Below are 20,615 nucleotides of genomic sequence, written 5' to 3'. Positions count from 1 at the left end.
TCCCTGGCAGGTCAGTCGCGCTCGACCAGGGAGCGCCACTGCCGGACCAGCCGCCACTCGACGGGGTCCGTCCAGCTCGCCCGTACGGCCGAGCCCACGTGGAAGGCGCGGACGCCGTAGTCCAGCAGGTCGGGCACGTGAGCCGGCTTGAGCCCGCCGCCGGCCAGGATGATCGACCCGTCGCCGGCCTCGGCCCTGGACCTGAGCGTGGCCAGCCCCGCGCCGACGCCCTGGGGGGAGCCGGAGGTGAGCACGGTGGCCAGGTTGGGCAGCAGCCGCACGGCCCGCCAGGACGCCTGCACGTCGGCGGCGTGGTCGACCGCGCGGTGGAAGGTCCACGGGAGCGGCGAGACGGCGTGGATGAGCGCCTCGGTGGCCGCCAGATCGACCGCGCCCGCGCCGTCCAGGAAGCCGAACACGAACCCGGCGGCGCCGGCCTGCGCGAGCGCCTTGGCGTCGCGGCGCAGCCGGTCCAGGACGTCGGGGTCGGCGGTGAAGTTGGCCTCGCAGCGGAGCATCACCATCTGCGGAAGGGGGCACTCCGCGGCTATCGCGGCGACCGTCTCCGGTGCAGGGGTGAGCCCGTCGGCCGCCATGTCGGCGACGACCTCCAGGCGGTCGGCGCCGCCCTGCTCGGCGGCCACGGCGTCGCGCACATTGAGCGCGATCACCTCAAGGAGGGATCCGGTCATGGCAAAGAGGTTATATGGCGCTCTGTCCACTTGCGCCGGAAACGCACGTGCCCATTGGGGCCGCTGCGGTATGATCTTGGCCCCGCTCGACCGGCCGGCGGCTCGGCGCCGCGCGACCACCGGCCGGACCCGGCCCTCTTCCGGACCGAATCCGGCCAGAGGGGTTCGCTAGGCGCTGATCAGCTCCGCGACCGTCAGGTCACGGAAGGCCGTCGTCGTCAGGTCGCGCGACGGCCGCTGGAACAGGGCCCCGGACGAGCGGTGCGGCAGGTCCACCGTGCGGACGTGCCGGAAGCCGCGCATGCGGTAGTACTCCTGCAGCCGCGGGTTGGCCTTGGCGCAGTCGAGCCGGAGCCAGGGCAGCCCGGCCGAACGGGCCGCGGAGCCGGCCCAGTCGAGGAGCGCGTCGCCGAGCCCGCTGCCGGACCACGGCCTGGCCACGGCCAGCTTGTGGACGTAGAGCGCGGCCCCCGGGGCGTCGGCCGGGGTCCAGAACTCGGGGTCGGCGTTGCCGTCGAGGGCGATGGTCGCCACCGGCGGGGCCTGGACGTCGGGGTCGAGATAGCGCAGCTCGTCGTCGAGCAGGTACAGGACCCGCTCCTCGATGAGCGGCTCGATCCGCTCGGGGCCGAATCCCTGCCGCGGCCACTGCCGCACTCCCTGGGTGTGCAGCCACTCGGCGGTGTCCGCGAGAAGCCTGAGCACGCCGGGGAGGTCCGCGGGCTCCGCGCGCCGGAGTGCGAGCGGGTGAAGGAGGGTGTTTGTGTGCATAATACAGCCCTTCGATGCGTTGGGTGCCCATGCCGACACACAGCGTGATGACGCAATGTCGCGCAGGGGCGATATGGGTCCTCAACCCGATATATATGGATAAATGGCGATTTAGGGGAGTATGCACGACTCCCCTAGGCCAGCGAGGCGGCTTTCTCGCTGCGCCCGGCCGGCGGGATCACCCCTTCAACCGAGCCCGTCAGCGGCGACGATCGAGCTCGTATCTGATCAGATGTTTGTCGGCGGGCAGCACCGACACAGCGACACGCACCGGCATGTCCGCCCCGTCGTATCCGACTCGGACGTAGACCATGACCGGCGTGCCGAGTTCGAGTTGGAGGCGCTCGGCCTCCTCCTGGTTGGGCATGCGGGCCCAGATGTCGTCGACGACGCGTATCTGCGCGTGCCCGAGTTCTTCCAGAACCCTGTTCGCCCCGCGCGCGATGTCTCCGGGCCTGGCGATCTCGGAGTCGGCGACCAGATCACGGGGGAAGTAGGAGTCGTTGGTGTTGTACGGCTGGCCGTCGACGAACCGCAGGCGGCGACGCACGACCGCCAGCTCTCCGTCGGCCAGTTCCAGCCTGCTGGCGATCTCCTCGACGGGAGAAACCGTCAGCACTTCAATGTACTGGCTCGGCGCCCGGCCTTCCTGCGCAACGGCGTAGGCGAAGGCCTCCTTCAGTTCTCCGGTGGGCTGCGGCTCCAGCTCGCGCTGCGGGTAGATGAGCAGCGGCCTGCGGTCGCGGACCACCGTGCCGCGCCTCGGCGTGCGCGTGACCAGCCCCTCGTTGACGAGCTCCCCGAGAGCCAGCCTGACGGTGTTCCTGCTCACCCCGTGGTCTTCCATGAGCTGTGCCTCGGTCGGCAGCTGCGCCCCGGGGCCGAGGACACCCGAGTAGATGGCTCGACGCAATTCCGCCGCCACCTGCTGATACAGCACCGACCTTGCCACTTTCACCCCTTTTGTTCCAACAATTTAGACGATCTGGTTCTAGCAGGCCACAACCCCTTGACCGAAGCCCCTCGACCGGCCCATCATCCATTCGTTGGTACAAATCCATCTAAAGGCCGGTGAGGGGGTGGAGGCCAAAGTGTTGCCGGTTCACTCGGACACGCCGTTCCTGCCCTGGCAGGACCCCCGCGAAGCAACTCGTTCACTGCGTTACGCGTTGCGGCGCGACGGGTTCTCCCACAAGCACCAGAGCTTGGAAATGGCGATGTCCGTGCTCTCGGTGTCGACCGAACCGACCGTGCGGTGCATAGACGGATCCTTTGTCTGGAACGAGGAGGGTGGCGCCCCCGTCACGCACCCCATCGATGACCCTGTCGGTACGGCTCGACGCAGCACCGTTCGTCGCCGGCGGCACGTGCCTTCGCACACCCCCACCGACTCCGTGCGCGAACTCGCGGCCTAGGACTCCATCCCTCGCCGGAGTCCTGGCGTCGCCGCGCACGGGGCAGGAAGCGCGTCCTGGCGGGTCCCCCACGCCCGCCAGGACGCGCCTTCCTCCGAGGGACCCTCTTGCGCCGCCGTACCGCCCCCGTGCCCGGAGGGCTGCGCGCAGTCCGATCCAGGCCCGGGCGGGCGGCAGGGGTCAGCGGTCGTGACCTCGGTGTCACGTCTGTCGCCGAGTCGCTACCGCACACGTACGCCGCCACGTCCGGGTCGCCTCCATGGTTGACGCCTCAGCTTCATCATCAACCCTCGGGGGCCAACCTGTAGGCACCTTCGCAATGGTGGGACTGGTGGGAATTTCCGGTACGAAACGAAAGTCCGGATCTGGACCGATCAGCGGGAGGATGTGCGCTCGGGCGAATGGGCATCCGCGTCCCCGTCCAGGGGCTCCCAGTCGAGCAGGGTCAGCCGGTCGTCGACGCGCGTGCGCACCCCTCGTACGCGCTGGCCGGGCAGCGGCTCGGGGGCGGCGCCGCGCCAGTTGCCGTGCACCAGGCAGCCGGGCACGGCCTCCAGCCGGACCATCACCACGACGTACGGCTCCTCCGACCCCGGCAGGAAGGCCCGCCGGTTGACGATCCAGCTCTCGACCACGCCCTCGGCCGGCACCGGGAGCCACCGCCACGCCTCGCCCCGGCAGGACGGGCAGAAGGCCCGCGCCGGGAAGCGCGCGGTGCCGCAGCCGTCGCAGCGCTGCACCGCGAACCCCTCCCGCGCCAGGCGCTCCCACCACTCGGCGGAGTCGCGGTCGGGCTCGGGACGGGGACCGTGGGTCATGGGTCACGACCTCCTGAGGATCAGCGCGGAGGTGGCGGGCAGGATGTAGCCGGGCTGGGCGGTCGAGAGCGCCACCTCGGCGCCGGGCACCTGACGGTCGCCGGCCTCGCCCCGGAGCTGGGCGACCGCCTCGGCGACGTGGTTGACGCCGTGCACGTACCCCTCCGACAGGAAACCGCCGTGCGTGTTCACCGGCAGCTCGCCGTCCGGGGCCGTGGCGCCCGACTCCACGTACGGGCCGCCCTCGCCCTTGGCGCAGAAGCCGTAGTCCTCCAGCTGCACGATCACCGAGTACGTGAAGCAGTCGTAGATCTCGGCCACGTCCACGTCGCCGGGGCCGAGGCCGGCCTGCGCGTACAGGCGCGGGGCCAGGGCGGCGGCCGCGGTCACCGTGGGATCGGCCGGGCCCGTGCCCGACAGGTGGGACGTGCCGCCGCCCCAGGCCGCCGCCGAGATCAGGACGGGGTGGCGGCGCAGGTCGCGGGCGCGTTCGGCGGTGGTGACCACGAGGGCACAGGCGCCGTCGGTCTCCAGGCAGCAGTCCAGGAGGCGGAACGGCTCGGCGATCCACCTGCTGGCCAGGTAGTCCTCCAGCGTGATGGGGGTGCGCATGAGGGCCCGCGGGTTCTTGACCGCGTTGGCGCGCTGGGTGACCGCGAGGCGGCCGAAGTGCTCGGGCCTGGTGCCGTACCGGAGCATGTGGGCGCGGGCGTACATGGCGTACTGCTGCGGCGGGGCGAAGAAGCCGTACGGGGCCTGGTACTGGACCTCGGGGCTGACCGGCACGCCACGTCCGGTGCCGCCCATGCGGAACTCGGAACGGGCGTTGATCGCGCGGTAGCAGACGACGGTCTCGGCCATACCGGTGGCCACGGCCAGGGCGGCCTGGCCGACGACGGCGTGCGAGACGCTGCCGCCGCCGAACTGGTCGAGGTGCCAGGCGAGGTCGGGCAGGCCGAGGGCGGGGGCCACCAGGGAGGGCGGGGCCGAGTCGCCGACGCGGTGGGTGGCCAGGCCGTCCACGGCGTCCGGGGGCAGGCCGGCGTCGTCGAGGGCGGCCAGGATGGCGCGGCAGGCCAGGGTGAGGGTGCTGACGCCCGAGTTCTTGGTGAAGGGGGTGTAGCCGATGCCCGCTATGGCGGTCACATCCCGGAAATCAAGCAAGCGCTTGGGCACATCGATCACGCTATGCCCACCTTTTTGACCATGTCAACCACGGGCGCCCCCACCGCCGGAGGGCGAGCGCCGACCGGGGCCCGAGCGGACGCCGGCCAGGCGCCGGCCAGGCGCCGGGCGGGCGCCGGGCGGGCGCCGGGCGGGCTCCGGGCGGGCCTCGGGCGGGTTGACAGGGTCTCGGGAACGAGCCTAGTGTCCAAGCAAGCGCTTGGTATGTATGATGGGCGCAGTCGGTGACGAGGAGGCGGACCCCATGAGCACACACGCTGCCCGGCTCATCGCGCCGGACGGCTGTCGCGGCCTTCCGGCGCCCCACCAGCGCAGCAGGACTCGCAACGGAGCCGCCATGCCGCCCGGCCCAGCACAGCACAACGGGAACGGCCACATCGACAGCCGCCGGTTCCGTCAGGTCCTCGGCAGGTTCGCGACCGGCGTGGTGGCGATCACCGCCCTCGACCCGGCGAACGACCAGCCGTGCGGCCTGGCGGCCAACTCCTTCACCTCCGTCTCGCTCGACCCGCCGCTGGTGGCCTTCTGCGTGGCCCACACCAGCACGAGCTGGCCCCGGGTGCGCGGCGCGAAGGTCGTCACGGTGAACGTGCTGGCCGAGCACCAGCAGCCGGTCTGCGCGCAGATGGCGGCCAAGGGCGGCGACAAGTTCGCCGGTCTGGCCTGGACCGGCTCCCCCGGCGGCAACCCGGTGCTCGAAGGCGCGCTGGCCTGGCTCGACTGCGTGATCGAGGCCGAGCACCCGGCCGGCGACCACATGATCGTGGTGGCCCGGGTGCTGCAGCTCGACACGCACGCCGACGGCGGCCCCCTGGTCTTCTTCCAGGGCGGCTACGGGGGCTTTGTTGAGCCTGCGTGAGCAGGCCCGCGCCTGGCTGGAGGAGAGCCTGTCCGGCGAGTTCGCGCACGTCCGCGGGCTCGGCGGCCCCGGCAGGGAGCACGAGGGGCACGACCTGCGCCTGGCCTGGGAACGCCGGCTCGGCCAGGCGGGCTGGACCTGCCTGAGCTGGCCCGAGCGGTACGGCGGCCGGGCCGCCTCCCTCGACGACCAGGTCGCCTTCTACGAGGAGTACGCCAGGGCCGGCGCCCCCGCCCGGATCGGCCTGATCGGCGAGGGGCTGATCGGCCCGACCATCCTGGAGTTCGGCACCGACGAGCAGAAAGACCGCTTCCTCCCGCCGATCCAGCGGGGCGAGGAGCTGTGGTGCCAGGGCTACTCCGAGCCCGAGGCCGGGTCCGACCTGGCGAACGTCCAGACCAGGGCGCGGCTCGAAGGCAACGAGTGGGTGATCACCGGGCAGAAGGTGTGGACGTCGCTGGCCCACGTCGCCGACTGGTGCTTCGTCCTGTGCCGGACCGAGGAGGGCTCGCAGCGGCATCGCGGGCTGTCGTACCTGCTGGTGCCGATGGGCGGGCCGGGGGTCACCGTACGTCCGATCAGGCAGCTCACCGGCACCTCCGAGTTCAACGAGGTGTTCTTCGACGGCGCGCGCACGGCGGCGGGGAACCTGCTCGGAGCGCCCGGCGACGGCTGGCGGGTGGCCATGGCCACGCTGGGCCACGAGCGCGGCGCGTCCACGCTGGGGCAGCAGATCGGGTTCCGGCGGGAGCTGGCCGAGGTGATCGCGACCGCCCGGCGGACCGGGGCGGCGAAGGACCCGGTGCTGCGCGACCGGCTCGTCCGGTCGTGGCTGGAGCTGGAGATCATGCGGCTGAACGCCCTGCGGATGCTGGGCCCGGACCCGGGCCCGGAGGTGTCGATCGCCAAGCTCTACTGGTCGGAGTGGCATCGCCGGCTGGGCGAGCTGGCGCAGGAGGTGCAGGGGAAGGCCGGGCTCGTGGCGGCGGGCGGGCTGAACGACCTGCAGCGCTTGTATTTGTTCAGCCGGGCGGACACGATCTATGCCGGGTCGAGTGAGATCCAGCGGAACATCATCGCCGAGCGCACTCTCGGACTCCCCCGCTGATTGGAGCACGGATGGCACCGCCCTATCCGAAGTCGCACGGTCTGCTCGACGGCAAGGTCACGCTGGTGACCGCCGCCGCGGGCGCGGGCATCGGCTACGCCACCGCCAGGCGCTGCGCCGAGGAGGGGGCGACGATCGTCCTGTCCGACCGGCACGAGCGCCGCCTGTCCGCCGCCGCCGAGGCGCTGACCGAGCTGACCGGGGTCAAGCCCCTGGCGGTCCCGTGCGACGTGACGTCGGAGCCGCAGGTGCTGGCGCTGTTCGACGCGGTGGTGGAGGCGCACGGCCGGCTCGACGTCGTGATCAACAACGCCGGCCTCGGCGGTACGGCCCCGCTGGCCGAGATGACCGACGAGCAGTGGCACGCGGTCCTCGACGTCACCCTCAACGGCACCATGCGCTGCACCAGGGCCGCGGTCCGGCAGATGATCGGCCAGGGCTCCGGCGTGATCGTGAACAACGCCTCGGTGATCGGCTGGCGGGCGCAGCGCGGGCAGGCGCACTACGCGGCGGCCAAGGCCGGGGTGATGGCGCTGACGAGGTGCGTCGCGCTGGAGGTCGCCGAGCACGGCGTACGGGTCAACGCGGTGGCGCCGTCACTGGCCGTGCACCCCTTCCTGGCGAAGGTGACCAGCGAGGAGCTGCTGGCGGAGCTGGCCGCCAAGGAGGCGTTCGGGCGGTCGGCCGAGCCGTGGGAGGTGGCCAACGTGATCGTCTTCCTGGCCAGCGACTACTCCTCGTACATGACGGGCGAGACCGTCTCGGTGTCCTCGCAACATCCCTGACCTGGCCCTGTCAGGGACAATTCGGGGTAGGCGGCGGGCATCGGGCGGGCTACCGTCCGTGTCATGGGCACACGCTCCTCCTTCCTGCTCGACGTCCTGATCAGCGAGTTCGGCGAGTCGATCAAACGGGACCCGGCCGCCTTCCGGCGCAAGTTCCGCAAGATGGCGGCCTCCCCCTTCGCCTTCTACCGGGGCAGCGCCGGCCTGTTCTACGCCGACCTGACCGGCGACTTCGCCGACGACTCCTATCTCGACGAGCCCACGGGCCGGGTCTGGATCCACGGCGACCTGCACGCCGAGAACTTCGGCACGTACATGAACGCCTCCGGGGTGCTGGTCTTCAACGTCAACGACTTCGACGAGGCCTACGTCGGCCCCTACGTCTGGGATCTCAAGCGCTTCGCCGCCAGCGTGGCCCTGATCGGCTATGCCAAGGCGCTGTCGGACGAGACGATCAGCGCGCTCGTCACCGAGTTCGCCCGGTCGTACCTGGCCGAGCTGCACGGCATCGCGGCCGGCGGCGACGACGCCATCGGCTCGCTCACCCTGGAGACCACCGGCGGCGTGCTGCACCGGGTGCTGCAGACGGCGCGGCTCAGCACGCGGGTGGCGATGCTGGACGTGGAGACCGTGATCGACGACTACGACCGGCGCTTCGCCCTCATGGACGGCCGGGAGGAGGTCGACGCCGCGACCCGGGAGAGGGTGCTGGCGGCCTTCGAGGGCTATCTGGGGACGCTGCCCACGCCGTCCAACCCGGTCGAGCACGTCGTCAAGGACGTGGCGCTGCGCAAGGGCGTGGGCATCGGGTCGGCGGGGCTGCCGTCGTACAACCTGCTGCTGGAGGGGCGTTCGCAGGCGCTGGAGAACGACGTCATCCTCTACATGAAGCAGGCCCAGGCCCCGGCCGTGGCCCGGTACGTCGACAACGAGAAGGCGGCCTCCTACTTCCTGCACCAGGGCCATCGCACGGCCGAGTCGCAGCGGGCGTTGCAGGCCTACGCCGACCCCTGGCTCGGGTACGCCTCGCTCGACGGGGTGGGCCAGCTCGTGGCCGAGGTGTCGCCGTACTCGGCCGACCTCGACTGGGACGACGTCAACGAGCCCGACGAGCTGCGTTCCATCATGCGCGACCTGGGGCGGGCGGTGGCCCGCATGCACTCGGTGGCCGACGACGAGTCCAGCCACGACCTGGTGGACTTCTCGACGGAGGAGGCGATCGTCGCGGTCATCAATGGCGATCAATCCGGATTCATCGGCATGTTGGTGGATTTCGCCCACCGATATGGGGCACAGGCTCGTGAAGACCATCAACGGTTCGTCGACCTGTTCAGGAACGGTCGCCTGCCCGGCCTGTGAGCCCTCGCGGCGGCCGCGGAGGAGCATCGTGCGTCATCTCATTGGGCTGCTGCTGGGGACCGAGGAGGACTGGCCGGCGGCGTTCGAGACCGTGTTACGCCGGTTGGGGCCGATCAAGGGGGTGGGCGAGTTCGACGTCGAGCGCATCACGATCGAGCCGTTCGACCTGCGCGCCAAGCCACGCCACGAGCTGGTGATCGACCGGCTGGCGTACTGGTACTACCATCCTCGCGAGTGGCTGAAGAAGATCGCCATGATGGACGACGTCTATCTGCTGAACAGCCCGTTCACGTTCCAGTCGATGGAGAAGCACGCGGCCTACTGCGCGATGATGCGGCTCGGGCTCAAGGTGCCGGAGACGGTGCTGGTGCCGTACAAGAACCCGCTGGACAACTCGCGCTACGCCTACACCGCCGAGCGCTACAACCGGTCCTTCGACCTCGACGCGGTGGCCGAGCGCATCGGCTATCCGCTGTTCATGAAGCCCTACGACGGCGGCGCCTGGCGGGGCGTCTCCCGCGTCCGCGACCGCGACGAGCTGCACCGCGCCTACGACCAGAGCGGCGAGATGCTGATGCACCTCCAGCAGTCCGTCGAGGGGTACGACGCCTTCGCCAGGTCGCTGTCGATCGGCGCCGAGACCATGGTCATGCGCTTCCGCCCCGACGAGCCGATGCACGCCCGGTACGCCGTGGACCACGAGTTCCTCTCGCCGTCCGTGGGCGAGGAGGTCGTCACCGTCGGGCGGCTGGTGAACGCGTTCTTCCGCTGGGAGTTCAACTCCTGCGAAACCCTCGTCAAGGGCGCCGACGTGCACCCGATCGACTACGCCAACGCCTGCCCCGACGTGGCCCTGACCAGCCTGCACTACTACTTCCCCTGGGCGATCAAGGCGCTGGTGAAGTGGAGCGTGTTCTGCGTGGCCACCCGCCGCCGGCCGCGCATCGACCTGGAGACGCACGACTACTTCGAGGTCACCGGCGACTACGGCGAACGGCTGGCCCAGTACCGCAAGCTGGCCGACCGGTACTTCGAGGTGGACCGGTACGAGGAGTTCTGCCGTACGCACCTGGGGCACATCGACGAGATCGTGCTGGACTGGGTGGCCGGGCCGGAGTTCGACCGGCTGCTGGTCGACACGGTCGCGGCCACGTACCCGGCGGCCGAGCGCGAGCGGTTCACCGAGCACTTCCGGGGGCTGCTGCGACTGTGGGTGAAGGACGAGGGCAGCTAGTAACCGACCAGTCGGTATGGCATGCTTCCGGAACATGAGTCTGTTCTCGGTGGAAGGCAAGACGGTCGTCGTCACCGGCGGTTCGCGCGGCATCGGCCGCATGATCGCCGCCGGGTTCGTGGCGGCCGGCGCGACCGTCGTCATATCGGCACGCAAGGCGGCGGAGGTCGACAAGACCGCCGCCGAGCTGGGCTGCACGGCCGTCCAGGCCGACCTGTCCACGCCCGAGGGGGTGGACACGCTGGTCACGGCGGTGGGCGGCCCGCTGCACGTGCTGGTCAACAACGCCGGCGCCACCTGGGGCGCGCCTCTGGAGGAGTATCCGGAGCACGCCTTCGACAAGCTCTGGGACATCAACGTCAAGGGCGTCTTCTACCTGACCCAGAAGTTCCTGCCGAACCTGCGCGAGGCGGCCGGCGCGGACGACCCGGCCCGGGTGATCAACGTGGGCTCGATCGACGGCATCCGGGTGCCCGCCCTGGAGAGCTACGCCTACTCCTCCACCAAGGCGGCCGTGCACATGCTGACCCGCCACCTGGCCAGGCAGCTGGCCAAGGAGCACATCACGGTCAACGCCATCGCCCCCGGGCCGTTCGACTCCAAGATGATGGCCTTCGCCCTGGAGGACCCCTCCACCCGCGCCGCCATCGCCTCGAACGTGCCCCTGGGGCGGATCGGCCGGCCCGACGACATGGCGGGCGCGGCCATCTTCCTGTCCTCGCGGGCCGGGTCGTACCTGACGGGCACGGTCATCCCGGTGGACGGCGGGATCTCCTGCTGATCAGACCAGCTCCCCCAGAGCCCTGGCGAAGTTCGCCGGGGCGTCCGGCGCGTACCGCAGGAACAGGTACGGCTCGGTCAGCTCCAGCTCGATGACCACCGGCGTGCCGTCGGACAGCCGGACCAGGTCGATCCTGGCGTAGAGAAGGGCGTGGGGAATGGCTGCGAGCACCTTCTCGGCCAGGTCGACCTGGTCCGGGGCCGGGGTGCGGAGCTCGGCCCGCGCGTTGTGGTCGAGGGTCGCCCCCGCCGCCAGCATCGGATGGCGGCGGACGGCGTGGCTGAGGCGGCCGTTGAAGTAGAGCAGGGAGGTCTCGCCCTCCGACTCCACCATGTCGAGGTAGGGCTGGACCATCGGCTGCCGTCCTGCGGCCTCAAGGGCGGCGGCCAGCTCCGCCGCCTTGTCACGGTCGGTGGTCCTGGTCGTGTCGCGGGCTCCGGCGGAGATCGCGGGCTTGACGACGTACTCGGGCCAGTCGGGCAGGTCGCGGGCGGACCAATGGGTCGGCACGGTCGGCACGCCCAGGTCTCTCAGGTACGTCTTGTCGGTGTTGCCCTCCAGGACGACGGCCGGGTTGAGCAGCTTGGTGACGGACTCGACGCGGCGGGCCCAGGCCAGGAACTCCGCGCGGCGATCAATGTAGTCCCAGGCCGATCGCACCACGACGGCGTCGTAGGCGCTCCAGTCGGCCGCGGGGTCGTCCCAGCGTTCGGCGCGGCCCTCGATGCCGTTGGCGTGCCAGCAGGAGAGCGCGAGGTCGCGCTCGTCGTCCAGGCCGGTTGGGTCATCAAAGGTGACATATGCACAGTTCGTCATCCAGGGATGGTAGTGGGGGCGGGCCGGGCCGTCTCGACCCGGCCCGCACGGGGACGCCCTCTCCGCGCCGGAGGACGCCCCCGGGTCCGGCTAGGAGTCGACGCTGGTGCCGGCGTGGCCCGCGTCGTCGGCGGTCGTGGCGTTGCCGTTGACGTTGTTGACGCTGGTGGCGTCGGTGCCGCTCACGTTGACGTTCACGACGTTGCCGAAGTTGTTGCCCGACTGGGAGGTGTCGTGGTTGGAGCTGGAGTTGCCCGCGGTGACGTCGGCGTGGGCCGGGGCGGACAGGAGCGTCAGGGCGGCGGCCGCGGCGACGGCGCCGGTGGTCACGCAGAGCTTCTTCATCATGTCGATGTCCCTTCCTCGGAGCTGTACGGAGGTCAGTAGAAGATGTAGGTCACCGCGATGCCGCCGTCGGTGGCGGTCGTCGCGACGCCGTTGATGTTGTTGACGTTGGTCGAGTCCCAGCCACCGCGGTTGGCCGCGGAGACGTCGCCGAAGTTGTTGCCCGACTGCGACGAGTCGCTGTTGCTGCTCCAGTTGTCGGACCAGGTGTCAGCGTGGGCGGGAACGGCCGATATGGCGACGCCGGCGGCCGCGGCCAGCACGGCACCTGCGGCGCACAGCCTTTTGATCACTTCTGCTCCTTCACCGGTATGGACCCCTGCGAGGCGGCGGACGCCAGGGCCCTGGGCAGCCGCCGCCCTCTTTTTGACCTTCTGTGACCCATTGGGATCAAGGTCAATGCGACTATATAACTCTGCGTTGCCATTCGGTAGCACAGAGTGATCAGAACATTGTTCGCCGCCGACCCTGACATGAGATGGCAGTGACCAGGCCCTAGCGTCCGCCCATGATCTGCGAACTACGGCGGTACACCCTTCACCCCGGGCGGCGCGACACCCTGATCACGCTGTTCGAGCGCGAGTTCGTCGAGCCGCAGGAGGCGGTCGGCATGCGCGTCCTGGGCACCTTCCGCGATCCCGACGCGCCCGACACCTTCACCTGGCTGCGCGCCTTCCCCGACATGCGGGCGCGCCGGGCGGCGCTGGAGGGCTTCTACGACGGCCCCGTCTGGCGGGCGCACCGCGACGCCGCCAACGCCACGATGATCGACTCCGACGACGTGCTGCTGCTGCGCCCGTCCGGTCCGGAGCTGCCCTCCTGGGAACGGCCGCCCGCGGGCGCCGCCGAGCCGCCCGCCGCCCTGTACGTCGCGACGATCTGCCACGTCGAGGCGGGCTTCGCCGAATTCTTCGCCGGTCAGGTCGCGCCCGCGCTGGCCGCGGCCGGGACGCCGCCGGTCGGCTGCCTGGAGAGCGAGCACGCCGAGAACACCTTTCCCCGCCTGCCGGTCCGGACCGGGGAGAACGTGTTCGTGTGGTTCACCCGGTTCGCCCGGCCCGAGGACGAGCGCCAGGCGGACCTGTCCATGCTGGAGGCCCGCCTGACCGCCCCGCCGGTGCGGCTGCGCCTGCGTCCCACCGCCCGGTCGTCGATGCGCTGACGACTTCTTCCAACTTTCGGGCCCTCGGCGGAGTTGATTTCCTACATGGACCGCTACGAGGGGTTCCACGAGTTCGTACGCACCCGTCAGCAGTCGCTGATGCGGACCGCGTACCTGCTCACCGGAGACCCCCATCTCGCCGAGGACCTGTTGCAGACGGTCCTCACCCGTGTCGCCTCGCATTGGGGCAAGCTCGCCGAGGACGGCAACCCCGAGGCGTACGCGCGCCGGGCGCTGGTGAACCAGACCATCTCCTGGCGCCGGCGCAGACGGCCCGAACTGCCCGCCGCCGAGCTGCCGGAGACCGGCGGGCACGCGCACGACGAGGCGACCGCGCGCCGCCTGACCCTGCTCCAGGCGCTGGCCCGGCTCACCCCGAAACAGCGCGCGGTGATCGTGCTGCGCTTCTACGAGGACCGCACCGAGCACGAGACCGCCCGGCTCATGGGCGTCTCGCTCGGCACGGTCAAGAGCCAGACGCACTACGCGCTGTCCAAGCTGCGCGCCCTCACCCCCGCGGAGGTGTACCGATGAAGACGCTGCGCGAGGACCTGCACGCGCTGGCCGAGCACGCGCCGGTCGTCGACCTGGGGGCGCGGGCCGTCCGGGGCGCCCGGCGCAGGCGCGCGACCCGCCTGGCCGTGAGCGTCGCGGCGGCGGTCTGCGTGATCGGGGGCGGCGGCGCCGTGCTGCTGCAGCAGGCGCGTCCGGCGCCGCCGATCGTGCTCACCCCGCCGGCCGCCACCGCCCTTCCGCTGCCCGCCAAGGGGGTCGCGCCGGTCGAGCAGTTCTACCGGCCGACGTGCCGCACCGGCGGACCGGCGTGCATGTGGCGGCTGGTGACCCGGGACGGCGCCACGTACGAGCTGACCGACGGGCCGCGGAACGGGCCGGTCGAGGCGACGGCCGACGGGCGCCGGATCGCCTACTACAGCCCCCGCGAGCACGCGATCGTCGTCCGGGACCTGGCCGGGGGCCAGGTGTGGACGTCGCCGCTGAAGCAGGACGGCCAGGACTTCGCCGGCGAGTACGCGCTGCGGCTCTCCCCCGGCGGCCTGCGGTTCGTGGTGGCCGCGACGGGCGCGCCCCGGCTCGTGGACGTGGCGGGCGGCACGTCGACCTCCCTGCCGAAGGGCTCGTGGCCGGTGAGCGTGGCGGACGGGACGGGCCCGGTCGTGCTGGCCAGGGCCAAGGGGGACACCACGTCGTTGTGGGTGCTCGGCCGCGACCCGGTGACGGTCCCGGAGCACACCTACGACTTCAGCGCCCTGGCCCCGGACGGTCGCACGATCGCCCGCATCGGCACGACCCTCGACCGGAACCGGGAGCCCATGGTGCGGCGCGACGGCACGATCGTCGTCTTCGACGTCACGGGAGGCGCGGAGCGCCGGGTCAGGCCGTCCGGGCTCGCCGAGGGGCTGCGGCCGGCCAAGCTGGGCGGCTGGACGTCCTCCCGGGAGGTGACGTTGCTGGCCTATCCGGACGACCCCCGCGCCGTCGCCGTGGTCTACGCGGTGGACGTGACCTCGGGGCGCGCCACCGAGCTGTTCGCGCTGCGGGGGGACGGCCAGACGTCCGTGCCCGGGGTGGTCCGCTAGCCGGCGGGGATCAGGGGGCCGCGCCGTAGACGGGCTCGGGGGCGGGCGCGGCCTCCAGGAGCGTGGCGACGGCCGCGCCGACCTCCTCCGGCGACCAGCGGGCCCCCCGGTCCGCGGCGGGGCCGTGCCGCCAGCCGGTGGCCAGGGCGATCGTGCCGCCCTCGACCTCGAAGACCCGGCCCGTCACGTGCGCGGAGGCGGCCGAGCCGAGCCAGACCACGAGCGGGGCGACGTTCGCCGGGTCCATGGGGTCGAACCCGTCCCGCGGCCTGGCCATGGTCGCCGCGAACACCTCCTCGGTCATCCGGGTGCGGGCGGCCGGCGCGATGGCGTTGACGGTGACGCCGTAGCGGGCCAGCTCGGCCGCGGCGACCTGGGTGAGCGCGGCGATCCCGGCCTTGGCCGCCGAGTAGCCGGCCTGGCCGACGCTACCCAGCAGGCCCGCGCCCGAGGAGGTGTTGACCACCCTGCCGGACACCTCCTCGCCCGCCTTCGACCGCTCCCGCCAGTACGCCGCCGCGTGCCGCAGCGGCAGGAAGTGGCCTTTGAGGTGCACGCGGACGACGTCGTCCCAGTCCTGCTCGGTCATCGAGACCAGCATGCGGTCGCGCAGGAAGCCGGCGTTGTTGACCAGGACGTCCAGCCGGCCGTACGCGCTGACGGCGGTCTTGACCAGCCGGGCGGCGCCGGCCCAGTCGGACACGTCGTCGCAGTTGGCCACCGCCCGGCCGCCGAGGGCCTCGATCTCGGCGACGACCTCGTGGGCCGGGCCGGCGGACGCGCCGCCGCCGTCGCGGGCGGTGCCGAGGTCGTTGACCACGACGCGGGCGCCCTGCCGGGCGAACTCCAGGGCGTGCTGCCTGCCGATGCCGCGTCCGGCGCCTGTCACGATCACCACACGGCCAGCGCAAATGCCCACAAGACCTCCCAAGGGGATCATGCACAGATATCAGGAAATATCGTCAGAAGCCAGGTGTTGCCAGGCGGGGATCTCGCCGCCGCCGTCCACCCGCACCTCGGCGCCCGTGACGTAGCCGGGGGCGGCCAGCCACAGGCACGCCGCGGCCACGTCGGCGGGCGTGGCGGGACGGCCGGCGGGGATGGCGGCGTCCGCCCGCCCCTGGCCGGTGTACCGCTCGGCCGCCGTGGTGTCGGCCAGGCCGACCACGACCGAGTTGACCCTGACCTCGGGAGCCCATTCGGCGGCCAGGCAGCGGGCCAGGTGGTGCAGGCCCGCCTTGGCGGCGCCGTACGCGGCGGTGCCGGGCGAGGGACGGGCGCCGCTGACGCTGCCGATCATCACGATCGCCCCGCGGGCGGCGGCCAGCAGCGGGTGGGCCCGCTGGGAGACCAGCAGCGGTGCGGTCAGGTTGAGCTCGATGACGCGGGCGTGCAGGCGCGGCGAGGTGCCCGACACGGGGGCGGGCGGCGAGCCGCCGGCGTTGTTGACCACCACGTCCAGCCGGTCGAACCCGGCGACCAGCCGTTCGACGTCGGCCGGGACGCGCACGTCGGCCTGGACGAAGCGCAGGCCGTCCAGGGGGCCGGGGTCCTTCCTGGCGCAGACCGTCACGTCGGCGCCGGCCGCGCGGAAAGCCCTGGCGATGCCCGCGCCGATGCCCTGGGTGCCGCCCGTCACCAGCACGGACCTGCCCGTGTAGTCGTAAGTGACCGTCACGGGTGCTACCGTACCAAGCAAGCGTTAGGTGCGACCAGGGAGCGCGATGGGGATCACACTGCGGGACGGGCCGGTCGCCGAGGTCGTGGTGGACGTGCCGCCGGTGAACGCGTTGACCGTCCAGGGCTGGGCCGACCTGGCGGCGGCGGTGCGCGCGGCCGGGCGCGACCCGGCGACCAGGGTGGTGGTGCTGCGGGCCGAGGGCCGCGGGTTCAACGCCGGCGTGGACATCAAGGAGATCCGGGCCGACCCCGGGCACACGGCGCTCGTCGGGGCGAACCGGCAGTGCTTCGAGGCGTTCGCGGCCGTCTACGAGTGCGAGGTGCCGGTGCTCGCCGCCGTGCACGGGCACTGCCTGGGCGGCGGCGTCGGCCTGGCCGGCAACGCGGACGTGGTGCTGGCCAGCGAGGACGCCTACTTCGGGCTGCCCGAGGTGGACCGCGGAGCGCTCGGGGCGGCCACGCACCTGGCCCGGCTGGTGCCCCAGCACCTCATGCGGGCCATGGTCTACACGTGCCGGAACGTCACGGCGGCCGAGCTGCACGCGTTCGGGTCGGTCCTGGAGGTGGTGCCGCGCGACAAGCTGCGCGAGGCGGCGATGGAGGTGGCCGGGCAGATCGCGGCCAAGGACCCGTACGTCATCCGCCGCGCCAAGGAGTCGCTGAACGGCATCGACCCGGTGGACGTGCGCCGCAGCTACCGCTTCGAGCAGGGCTTCACCTTCGAGCTGAACCTCATGGGCATGGGCGACGAGCACAGGGAGCGGTTCCGATGAGCAAGGTGATGTCCGTCGAGGAGGTCGCGGCCTCGGTGGAGAGCGGGATGACGGTCGGGATCGGCGGCTGGGGCTCGCGGCGCAAGCCCATGGCCCTGGTGGGCGGCCTGCTGCGCACGTCCGTCCGGGATCTGACGGTCGTCTCCTACGGCGGCCCCGACGTCGGCATGTTGTGCGCGGCGGGCAAGGTGCGCAGGGTCGTTGCGCCGTTCGTCACGCTCGACTCCATCCCCCTCGAACCGCACTTCCGGGCGGCCAGGCAGGCGGGCGCGGTCGAGTTCACCGAGTACGACGAGGGCATGTTCATGTTCGGGCTGCTGGCGGCGGCGCACCGGCTGCCGTTCCTGCCGACGCGGGCGGGGCTGGGGTCCGGCGTGCTGCGGGTCAACCCGGAGCTGCGGACCGTGCGCTCACCGTACGGGGACGGGGAGGAGCTGGTCGCGGTGCCCGCCCTGACCATGGACGTGGCGCTGGTGCACCTGAACCGGGCCGACGCCCGCGGGAACGCCCAGTACCTGGGCCCCGACCCGTACTTCGACGACCTGTACGCCAAGGCGGCCGGACGCTGCTACGTCTCCTGCGAGCGGCTGGTGGACACCGCCGACCTGCTGAAGGAGGGGCCGGTGCAGTCGTTGCTGATCAGCCGCTCGATGGTGACCGGCGTGGTCGAGTCCCCGGGCGGGGCCGGGTTCACCTCCTGCGAGCCGGACTACGGGCGCGACGAGGAGCGGCAGCGGCGTTACGTGGAGGGCGGCACCGATGCGGGGAACTGAGGTGAGCAGGGCTGACGTGTGCGTGCTGGCCTGCGCGGAGGCGTTTCGGGGCGACGGGGAGATCCTGGCGGCCGGGATCGGCGGCGCGATCACCGTGCTGGCCGCGCGGCTGGCCCGGCTGACGTTCGAGCCGGACCTGCTCACCTCCGACGGCGTCTGCCTGCTCACCGGCGACGTGCCGGCGCTGGGGGCGGCGCCCGGGGTGGTGGAGGGGTGGCTGCCGTTCCGGGAGCACCTGTGGCTGGTGCTGAACGGCCGCCGGCACGTGATGCTCGGCGCGAGCCAGATCGACCGGCACGGGAACAGCAACATCTCCTGCATCGGCGACTGGGCCCGTCCCAAGGCCCAGCTCCTCGGGGTGCGCGGCGCGCCGGGGAACACGCGGTGCGACCCGACGAGCTACTGGATCCCGCGGCACTCGCGGCGGGTGTTCGTGCCCGAGGTGGACATGGTGAGCGGGCTGGGCACCGACCGGGGGGCGTACGAGCTGCGGCGGGTGGTGACGGACCTGGCGGTGCTCGACTTCGGCACGCCCGACGGCTCGATGCGCCTGGCCTCCACGCATCCGGGGGTGAGCGTGGCCGACGTGCTGGCCGCCACCGGGTTCGACCTGGTCGTCCCGCCGGAGGTGCCCACGACGCGGGAGCCGGACGCGGCCGAGCTGGCCGTCCTGGACCGGCTGGATCCCGGCCGGGCGCGCGACCGCGAGGTGGCCGGGTGAGGACGGCGCTGACCGAGCTCACCGGCTGCCGTCATCCCGTCGTCCAGACCGGCATGGGGTACGTCGCGGGCGCCCGGCTGGCCGCGGCCGTCTCGGCGGCGGGCGGGCTGGGCGTGATCGGCGCCGCCACCATGTCGGTGCCCGAGATGACGGCGGCGATCAGGCGGGTCAAGGAGCGCACCGAGGCCCCCTTCGGGGTGAACATCCGCTCCGACGCCGACGACGCGGCCGAGCGGGTCGAGGTGATGATCAGGGAGGGCGTGCGGGTGGCGTCGTTCGCCCAGGCGCCCCGGCGGGAGCTGATCGCCCGGCTCAAGGACGCGGGGGTCGTCACCATCCCGTCGGTGGGGGCGCGCCGGCACGCCGAGAAGGTGGCCGCGTGGGGCGTGGACGCGGTGATCGTGCAGGGCGGCGAGGGCGGCGGGCACACCGGCCCGCTGGCCACCACCCTGCTGCTGCCGCAGGTCGTGGACGCGGTCGACATCCCGGTGATCGCGGCGGGCGGCTTCTTCGACGGCCGGGGCCTGGTCGCCGCGCTGGCCTACGGCGCGTGCGGGATCGCCATGGGCACCCGGTTCCTGCTGACCCGCGAGTCCCCCGTGCCCGGCGCGGTCAAGGACGTCTACCTGGCCGCCCGCGAGACCGTCGTGACGACCAGGGTGGACGGCGTGCCGCACCGCGTGCTCAACACCCCGTTCGTGGCCTCGCTGGAACGGTCGCGGCTGCTGCGCGCGGTGCTGAACGGCGCCCGGTTCCGGCGGCTGTCCGGCCTGTCGTGGGGCGCGCTGGTCCGCGAAGGACGGCGGATGCGCCGCGGCCGGGACCTGACCTGGGCGCAGGTGCTCCAGGCGGCCAACACGCCGGTGCTGCTGCGCGCGGCGATGGTGGACGGCCGGGCCGACCTCGGGGTGATGGCCTCGGGCCAGGTGGTGGGCGTGATCGAGGACCTGCCGTCGTGCGCCGAGCTGATCGGGCGGGTGATGGCCGAGGCCGAGGAGGCACGCAAACGCCTGGCCTGACCCCACGCGGAGCCTGACCCCACGCGGAGCCTGACCCCACGCGGAGCCCGGCTCACAGGACGGTGATGCCCCGGGCGAGCAGGATGGCGTTGGCCTGGGTCTGGTTGATGATCGCGCCGGCGAAGGCGCGCAGCTTGGCGTCGTCGGGCTGCCCGAGGTCGGCGCCGCGCAGGTCGGCCTTGGCGAACGTGGTGTTGAGCAGCCGCGTGCCGATGAGCCGGCAGTCGCTGAAGGTGGCCTCGGTGAAGTCGCAGCCCGACAGGTCGGCGTCGTCGAAGCGCACGCCTTCGATGAACTCGCCGCGCAGCGAGCAGCCGCCGAGGTTGGCCAGCGTCAGGTTGCACCGCGCGACCTTGAAGCCGGTGCCGCGCGAGGCCGTGAGCGCCGCGCCGATCATGCGGCAGCCCTGGAAGGAGGCGTCGGTGAGCAGGGCGCCGCCGAACTGGGCCGAGGACAGGTCGACGTCGGTGAACGTGGCGTCGATCAGGTCGGCGTCGTTGAACCTCGGGCGCATGCCGCCGCCGCCGGCGAAGACCGCGCCGTCGAGGTCGGCCTTGCGCAGGTCGGCGCCGTCGAGCACGCAGGACTCGAAGCGGGCGCCGGCCAGCGCGGCTCCGGACAGGTCGGCCTCGGTCAGGTCGCAGCCGCGGAAGACGTGCGGCCCGTCGTCGTGGAGGGCGGGGCGGCTGTGGGAGAGGTCTTCGCCGTCGAGGATCACGGT

The 20,615-nt window shown here is 72.1% G+C and carries 24 protein-coding genes; 13 read left to right on the top strand and 11 right to left on the bottom strand.

Annotated elements, in window-relative coordinates:
• Window positions 1–11: 11 nt before the first annotated feature.
• From ACIBQ8_RS13030 to ACIBQ8_RS13010, 5 genes are all read right to left on the bottom strand, one after another.
• On the bottom strand, window positions 12–692 hold the full coding sequence (locus tag ACIBQ8_RS13030) for a copper homeostasis protein CutC (RefSeq protein ID WP_397179657.1): 681 nt from the start codon (window positions 690–692) through the stop codon (window positions 12–14).
• A 168-nt stretch (window positions 693–860) separates the two neighbouring features.
• On the bottom strand, window positions 861–1,397 hold the full coding sequence (locus ACIBQ8_RS13025; protein WP_397179656.1) for a GNAT family N-acetyltransferase: 537 nt from the start codon (window positions 1,395–1,397) through the stop codon (window positions 861–863).
• Window positions 1,398–1,662: 265 nt separating this feature from the next.
• Entirely contained in the window at window positions 1,663–2,403 is a 741-nt protein-coding gene (locus tag ACIBQ8_RS13020) for a GntR family transcriptional regulator (RefSeq protein ID WP_352363150.1), read from the bottom strand.
• An 849-nt stretch (window positions 2,404–3,252) separates the two neighbouring features.
• On the bottom strand, window positions 3,253–3,696 hold the full coding sequence (locus ACIBQ8_RS13015) for a Zn-ribbon domain-containing OB-fold protein (RefSeq protein ID WP_397179655.1): 444 nt from the start codon (window positions 3,694–3,696) through the stop codon (window positions 3,253–3,255).
• A gap of 3 nt (window positions 3,697–3,699) precedes the next feature.
• A complete protein-coding gene (locus ACIBQ8_RS13010; RefSeq protein ID WP_397192239.1) occupies window positions 3,700–4,860 on the bottom strand; it encodes a thiolase C-terminal domain-containing protein in 1,161 nt (386 codons plus the stop codon).
• Window positions 4,861–5,125: 265 nt separating this feature from the next.
• Between ACIBQ8_RS13010 and ACIBQ8_RS13005 the strand changes: the two genes are divergently transcribed.
• The 6 genes from ACIBQ8_RS13005 to ACIBQ8_RS12980 all read left to right on the top strand — a co-directional run bounded on the left by ACIBQ8_RS13005 (window position 5,126) and on the right by ACIBQ8_RS12980 (window position 11,007).
• On the top strand, window positions 5,126–5,740 hold the full coding sequence (locus ACIBQ8_RS13005; RefSeq protein WP_397179654.1) for a flavin reductase family protein: 615 nt from the start codon (window positions 5,126–5,128) through the stop codon (window positions 5,738–5,740).
• Window positions 5,727–6,848 carry an acyl-CoA dehydrogenase family protein gene (locus tag ACIBQ8_RS13000; RefSeq protein ID WP_397192004.1) on the top strand — a complete coding sequence of 374 codons (1,122 nt, stop codon included), beginning with the start codon at window positions 5,727–5,729 and terminating at the stop codon, window positions 6,846–6,848. The genes ACIBQ8_RS13005 and ACIBQ8_RS13000 overlap by 14 nt, the downstream gene beginning before the upstream one ends.
• 11 nt (window positions 6,849–6,859) lie before the next feature.
• Complete coding sequence (locus tag ACIBQ8_RS12995) at window positions 6,860–7,633, top strand: SDR family oxidoreductase (RefSeq protein WP_397179652.1); 774 nt, start codon at window positions 6,860–6,862, stop codon at window positions 7,631–7,633.
• 63 nt (window positions 7,634–7,696) lie between these two features.
• Window positions 7,697–8,992 (top strand): DUF2252 domain-containing protein, encoded by a 1,296-nt coding sequence (locus tag ACIBQ8_RS12990; RefSeq protein WP_397192003.1) that lies wholly within the window; start codon window positions 7,697–7,699, stop codon window positions 8,990–8,992.
• 28 nt (window positions 8,993–9,020) lie between these two features.
• Entirely contained in the window at window positions 9,021–10,226 is a 1,206-nt protein-coding gene (locus tag ACIBQ8_RS12985) for a hypothetical protein (RefSeq protein ID WP_397192002.1), read from the top strand.
• Window positions 10,227–10,260: 34 nt separating this feature from the next.
• The gene (locus ACIBQ8_RS12980) at window positions 10,261–11,007 is read left to right on the top strand and encodes an SDR family oxidoreductase (protein ID WP_397192001.1); all 747 of its coding nucleotides are present in this window, start codon (window positions 10,261–10,263) and stop codon (window positions 11,005–11,007) included.
• Here the strand turns inward: ACIBQ8_RS12980 and ACIBQ8_RS12975 are convergent, their stop codons facing one another.
• From ACIBQ8_RS12975 to ACIBQ8_RS12965, 3 genes are all read right to left on the bottom strand, one after another.
• Window positions 11,008–11,823, bottom strand: coding sequence for a RimK family alpha-L-glutamate ligase (locus tag ACIBQ8_RS12975; protein ID WP_397192000.1), 816 nt, complete (start codon window positions 11,821–11,823; stop codon window positions 11,008–11,010).
• A gap of 90 nt (window positions 11,824–11,913) precedes the next feature.
• Window positions 11,914–12,171 (bottom strand): hypothetical protein, encoded by a 258-nt coding sequence (locus tag ACIBQ8_RS12970; RefSeq protein WP_358298476.1) that lies wholly within the window; start codon window positions 12,169–12,171, stop codon window positions 11,914–11,916.
• A 32-nt stretch (window positions 12,172–12,203) separates the two neighbouring features.
• On the bottom strand, window positions 12,204–12,461 hold the full coding sequence (locus ACIBQ8_RS12965) for a hypothetical protein (protein WP_358298478.1): 258 nt from the start codon (window positions 12,459–12,461) through the stop codon (window positions 12,204–12,206).
• Between the two features lie 215 nt (window positions 12,462–12,676).
• Between ACIBQ8_RS12965 and ACIBQ8_RS12960 the strand changes: the two genes are divergently transcribed.
• Genes ACIBQ8_RS12960 through ACIBQ8_RS12950 form a run of 3 tightly spaced genes read left to right on the top strand, consistent with a single transcriptional unit; the run spans window position 12,677 to window position 14,928 of the window.
• Window positions 12,677–13,330 (top strand): NIPSNAP family protein, encoded by a 654-nt coding sequence (locus tag ACIBQ8_RS12960; protein ID WP_397191999.1) that lies wholly within the window; start codon window positions 12,677–12,679, stop codon window positions 13,328–13,330.
• Window positions 13,331–13,375: 45 nt separating this feature from the next.
• Window positions 13,376–13,864 carry a SigE family RNA polymerase sigma factor gene (locus ACIBQ8_RS12955; RefSeq protein WP_397179646.1) on the top strand — a complete coding sequence of 163 codons (489 nt, stop codon included), beginning with the start codon at window positions 13,376–13,378 and terminating at the stop codon, window positions 13,862–13,864.
• Window positions 13,861–14,928, top strand: a complete 1,068-nt coding sequence (locus tag ACIBQ8_RS12950; protein WP_397191998.1) for a hypothetical protein — start codon at window positions 13,861–13,863, stop codon at window positions 14,926–14,928. Before ACIBQ8_RS12955 ends, ACIBQ8_RS12950 begins: the two co-directional genes overlap by 4 nt.
• A 10-nt stretch (window positions 14,929–14,938) precedes the next feature.
• Here ACIBQ8_RS12950 and ACIBQ8_RS12945 read toward each other — a convergent pair whose 3' ends face one another.
• Both ACIBQ8_RS12945 and ACIBQ8_RS12940 read right to left on the bottom strand, forming a co-directional pair.
• The gene (locus ACIBQ8_RS12945; RefSeq protein WP_397179644.1) at window positions 14,939–15,868 is read right to left on the bottom strand and encodes an SDR family oxidoreductase; all 930 of its coding nucleotides are present in this window, start codon (window positions 15,866–15,868) and stop codon (window positions 14,939–14,941) included.
• Between the two features lie 9 nt (window positions 15,869–15,877).
• The gene (locus tag ACIBQ8_RS12940) at window positions 15,878–16,606 is read right to left on the bottom strand and encodes an SDR family oxidoreductase (protein WP_397191997.1); all 729 of its coding nucleotides are present in this window, start codon (window positions 16,604–16,606) and stop codon (window positions 15,878–15,880) included.
• 46 nt (window positions 16,607–16,652) lie between these two features.
• Between ACIBQ8_RS12940 and ACIBQ8_RS12935 the strand changes: the two genes are divergently transcribed.
• From ACIBQ8_RS12935 to ACIBQ8_RS12920, 4 genes are read left to right on the top strand one after another with little or no spacing between them, the layout of a single operon-like run.
• Entirely contained in the window at window positions 16,653–17,381 is a 729-nt protein-coding gene (locus tag ACIBQ8_RS12935) for an enoyl-CoA hydratase family protein (protein WP_397179642.1), read from the top strand.
• A complete protein-coding gene (locus tag ACIBQ8_RS12930) occupies window positions 17,378–18,154 on the top strand; it encodes a CoA transferase subunit A (protein ID WP_397191996.1) in 777 nt (258 codons plus the stop codon). Before ACIBQ8_RS12935 ends, ACIBQ8_RS12930 begins: the two co-directional genes overlap by 4 nt.
• Window positions 18,141–18,875, top strand: a complete 735-nt coding sequence (locus tag ACIBQ8_RS12925; RefSeq protein ID WP_397179640.1) for a CoA-transferase subunit beta — start codon at window positions 18,141–18,143, stop codon at window positions 18,873–18,875. Before ACIBQ8_RS12930 ends, ACIBQ8_RS12925 begins: the two co-directional genes overlap by 14 nt.
• The gene (locus ACIBQ8_RS12920; protein ID WP_397179639.1) at window positions 18,872–19,894 is read left to right on the top strand and encodes an NAD(P)H-dependent flavin oxidoreductase; all 1,023 of its coding nucleotides are present in this window, start codon (window positions 18,872–18,874) and stop codon (window positions 19,892–19,894) included. Before ACIBQ8_RS12925 ends, ACIBQ8_RS12920 begins: the two co-directional genes overlap by 4 nt.
• A 52-nt stretch (window positions 19,895–19,946) precedes the next feature.
• Here ACIBQ8_RS12920 and ACIBQ8_RS12915 read toward each other — a convergent pair whose 3' ends face one another.
• The gene (locus tag ACIBQ8_RS12915) at window positions 19,947–20,612 is read right to left on the bottom strand and encodes a pentapeptide repeat-containing protein (RefSeq protein WP_364340348.1); all 666 of its coding nucleotides are present in this window, start codon (window positions 20,610–20,612) and stop codon (window positions 19,947–19,949) included.
• Window positions 20,613–20,615 lie beyond the last annotated feature (3 nt).

This window comes from Nonomuraea sp. NPDC049646 (assembly GCF_044465525.1).
Lineage (GTDB): Bacteria > Actinomycetota > Actinomycetes > Streptosporangiales > Streptosporangiaceae > Nonomuraea.
Note: the sequence above shows the minus strand (reverse complement) of the source record. Positions and strands in the feature narration are given on the sequence as shown.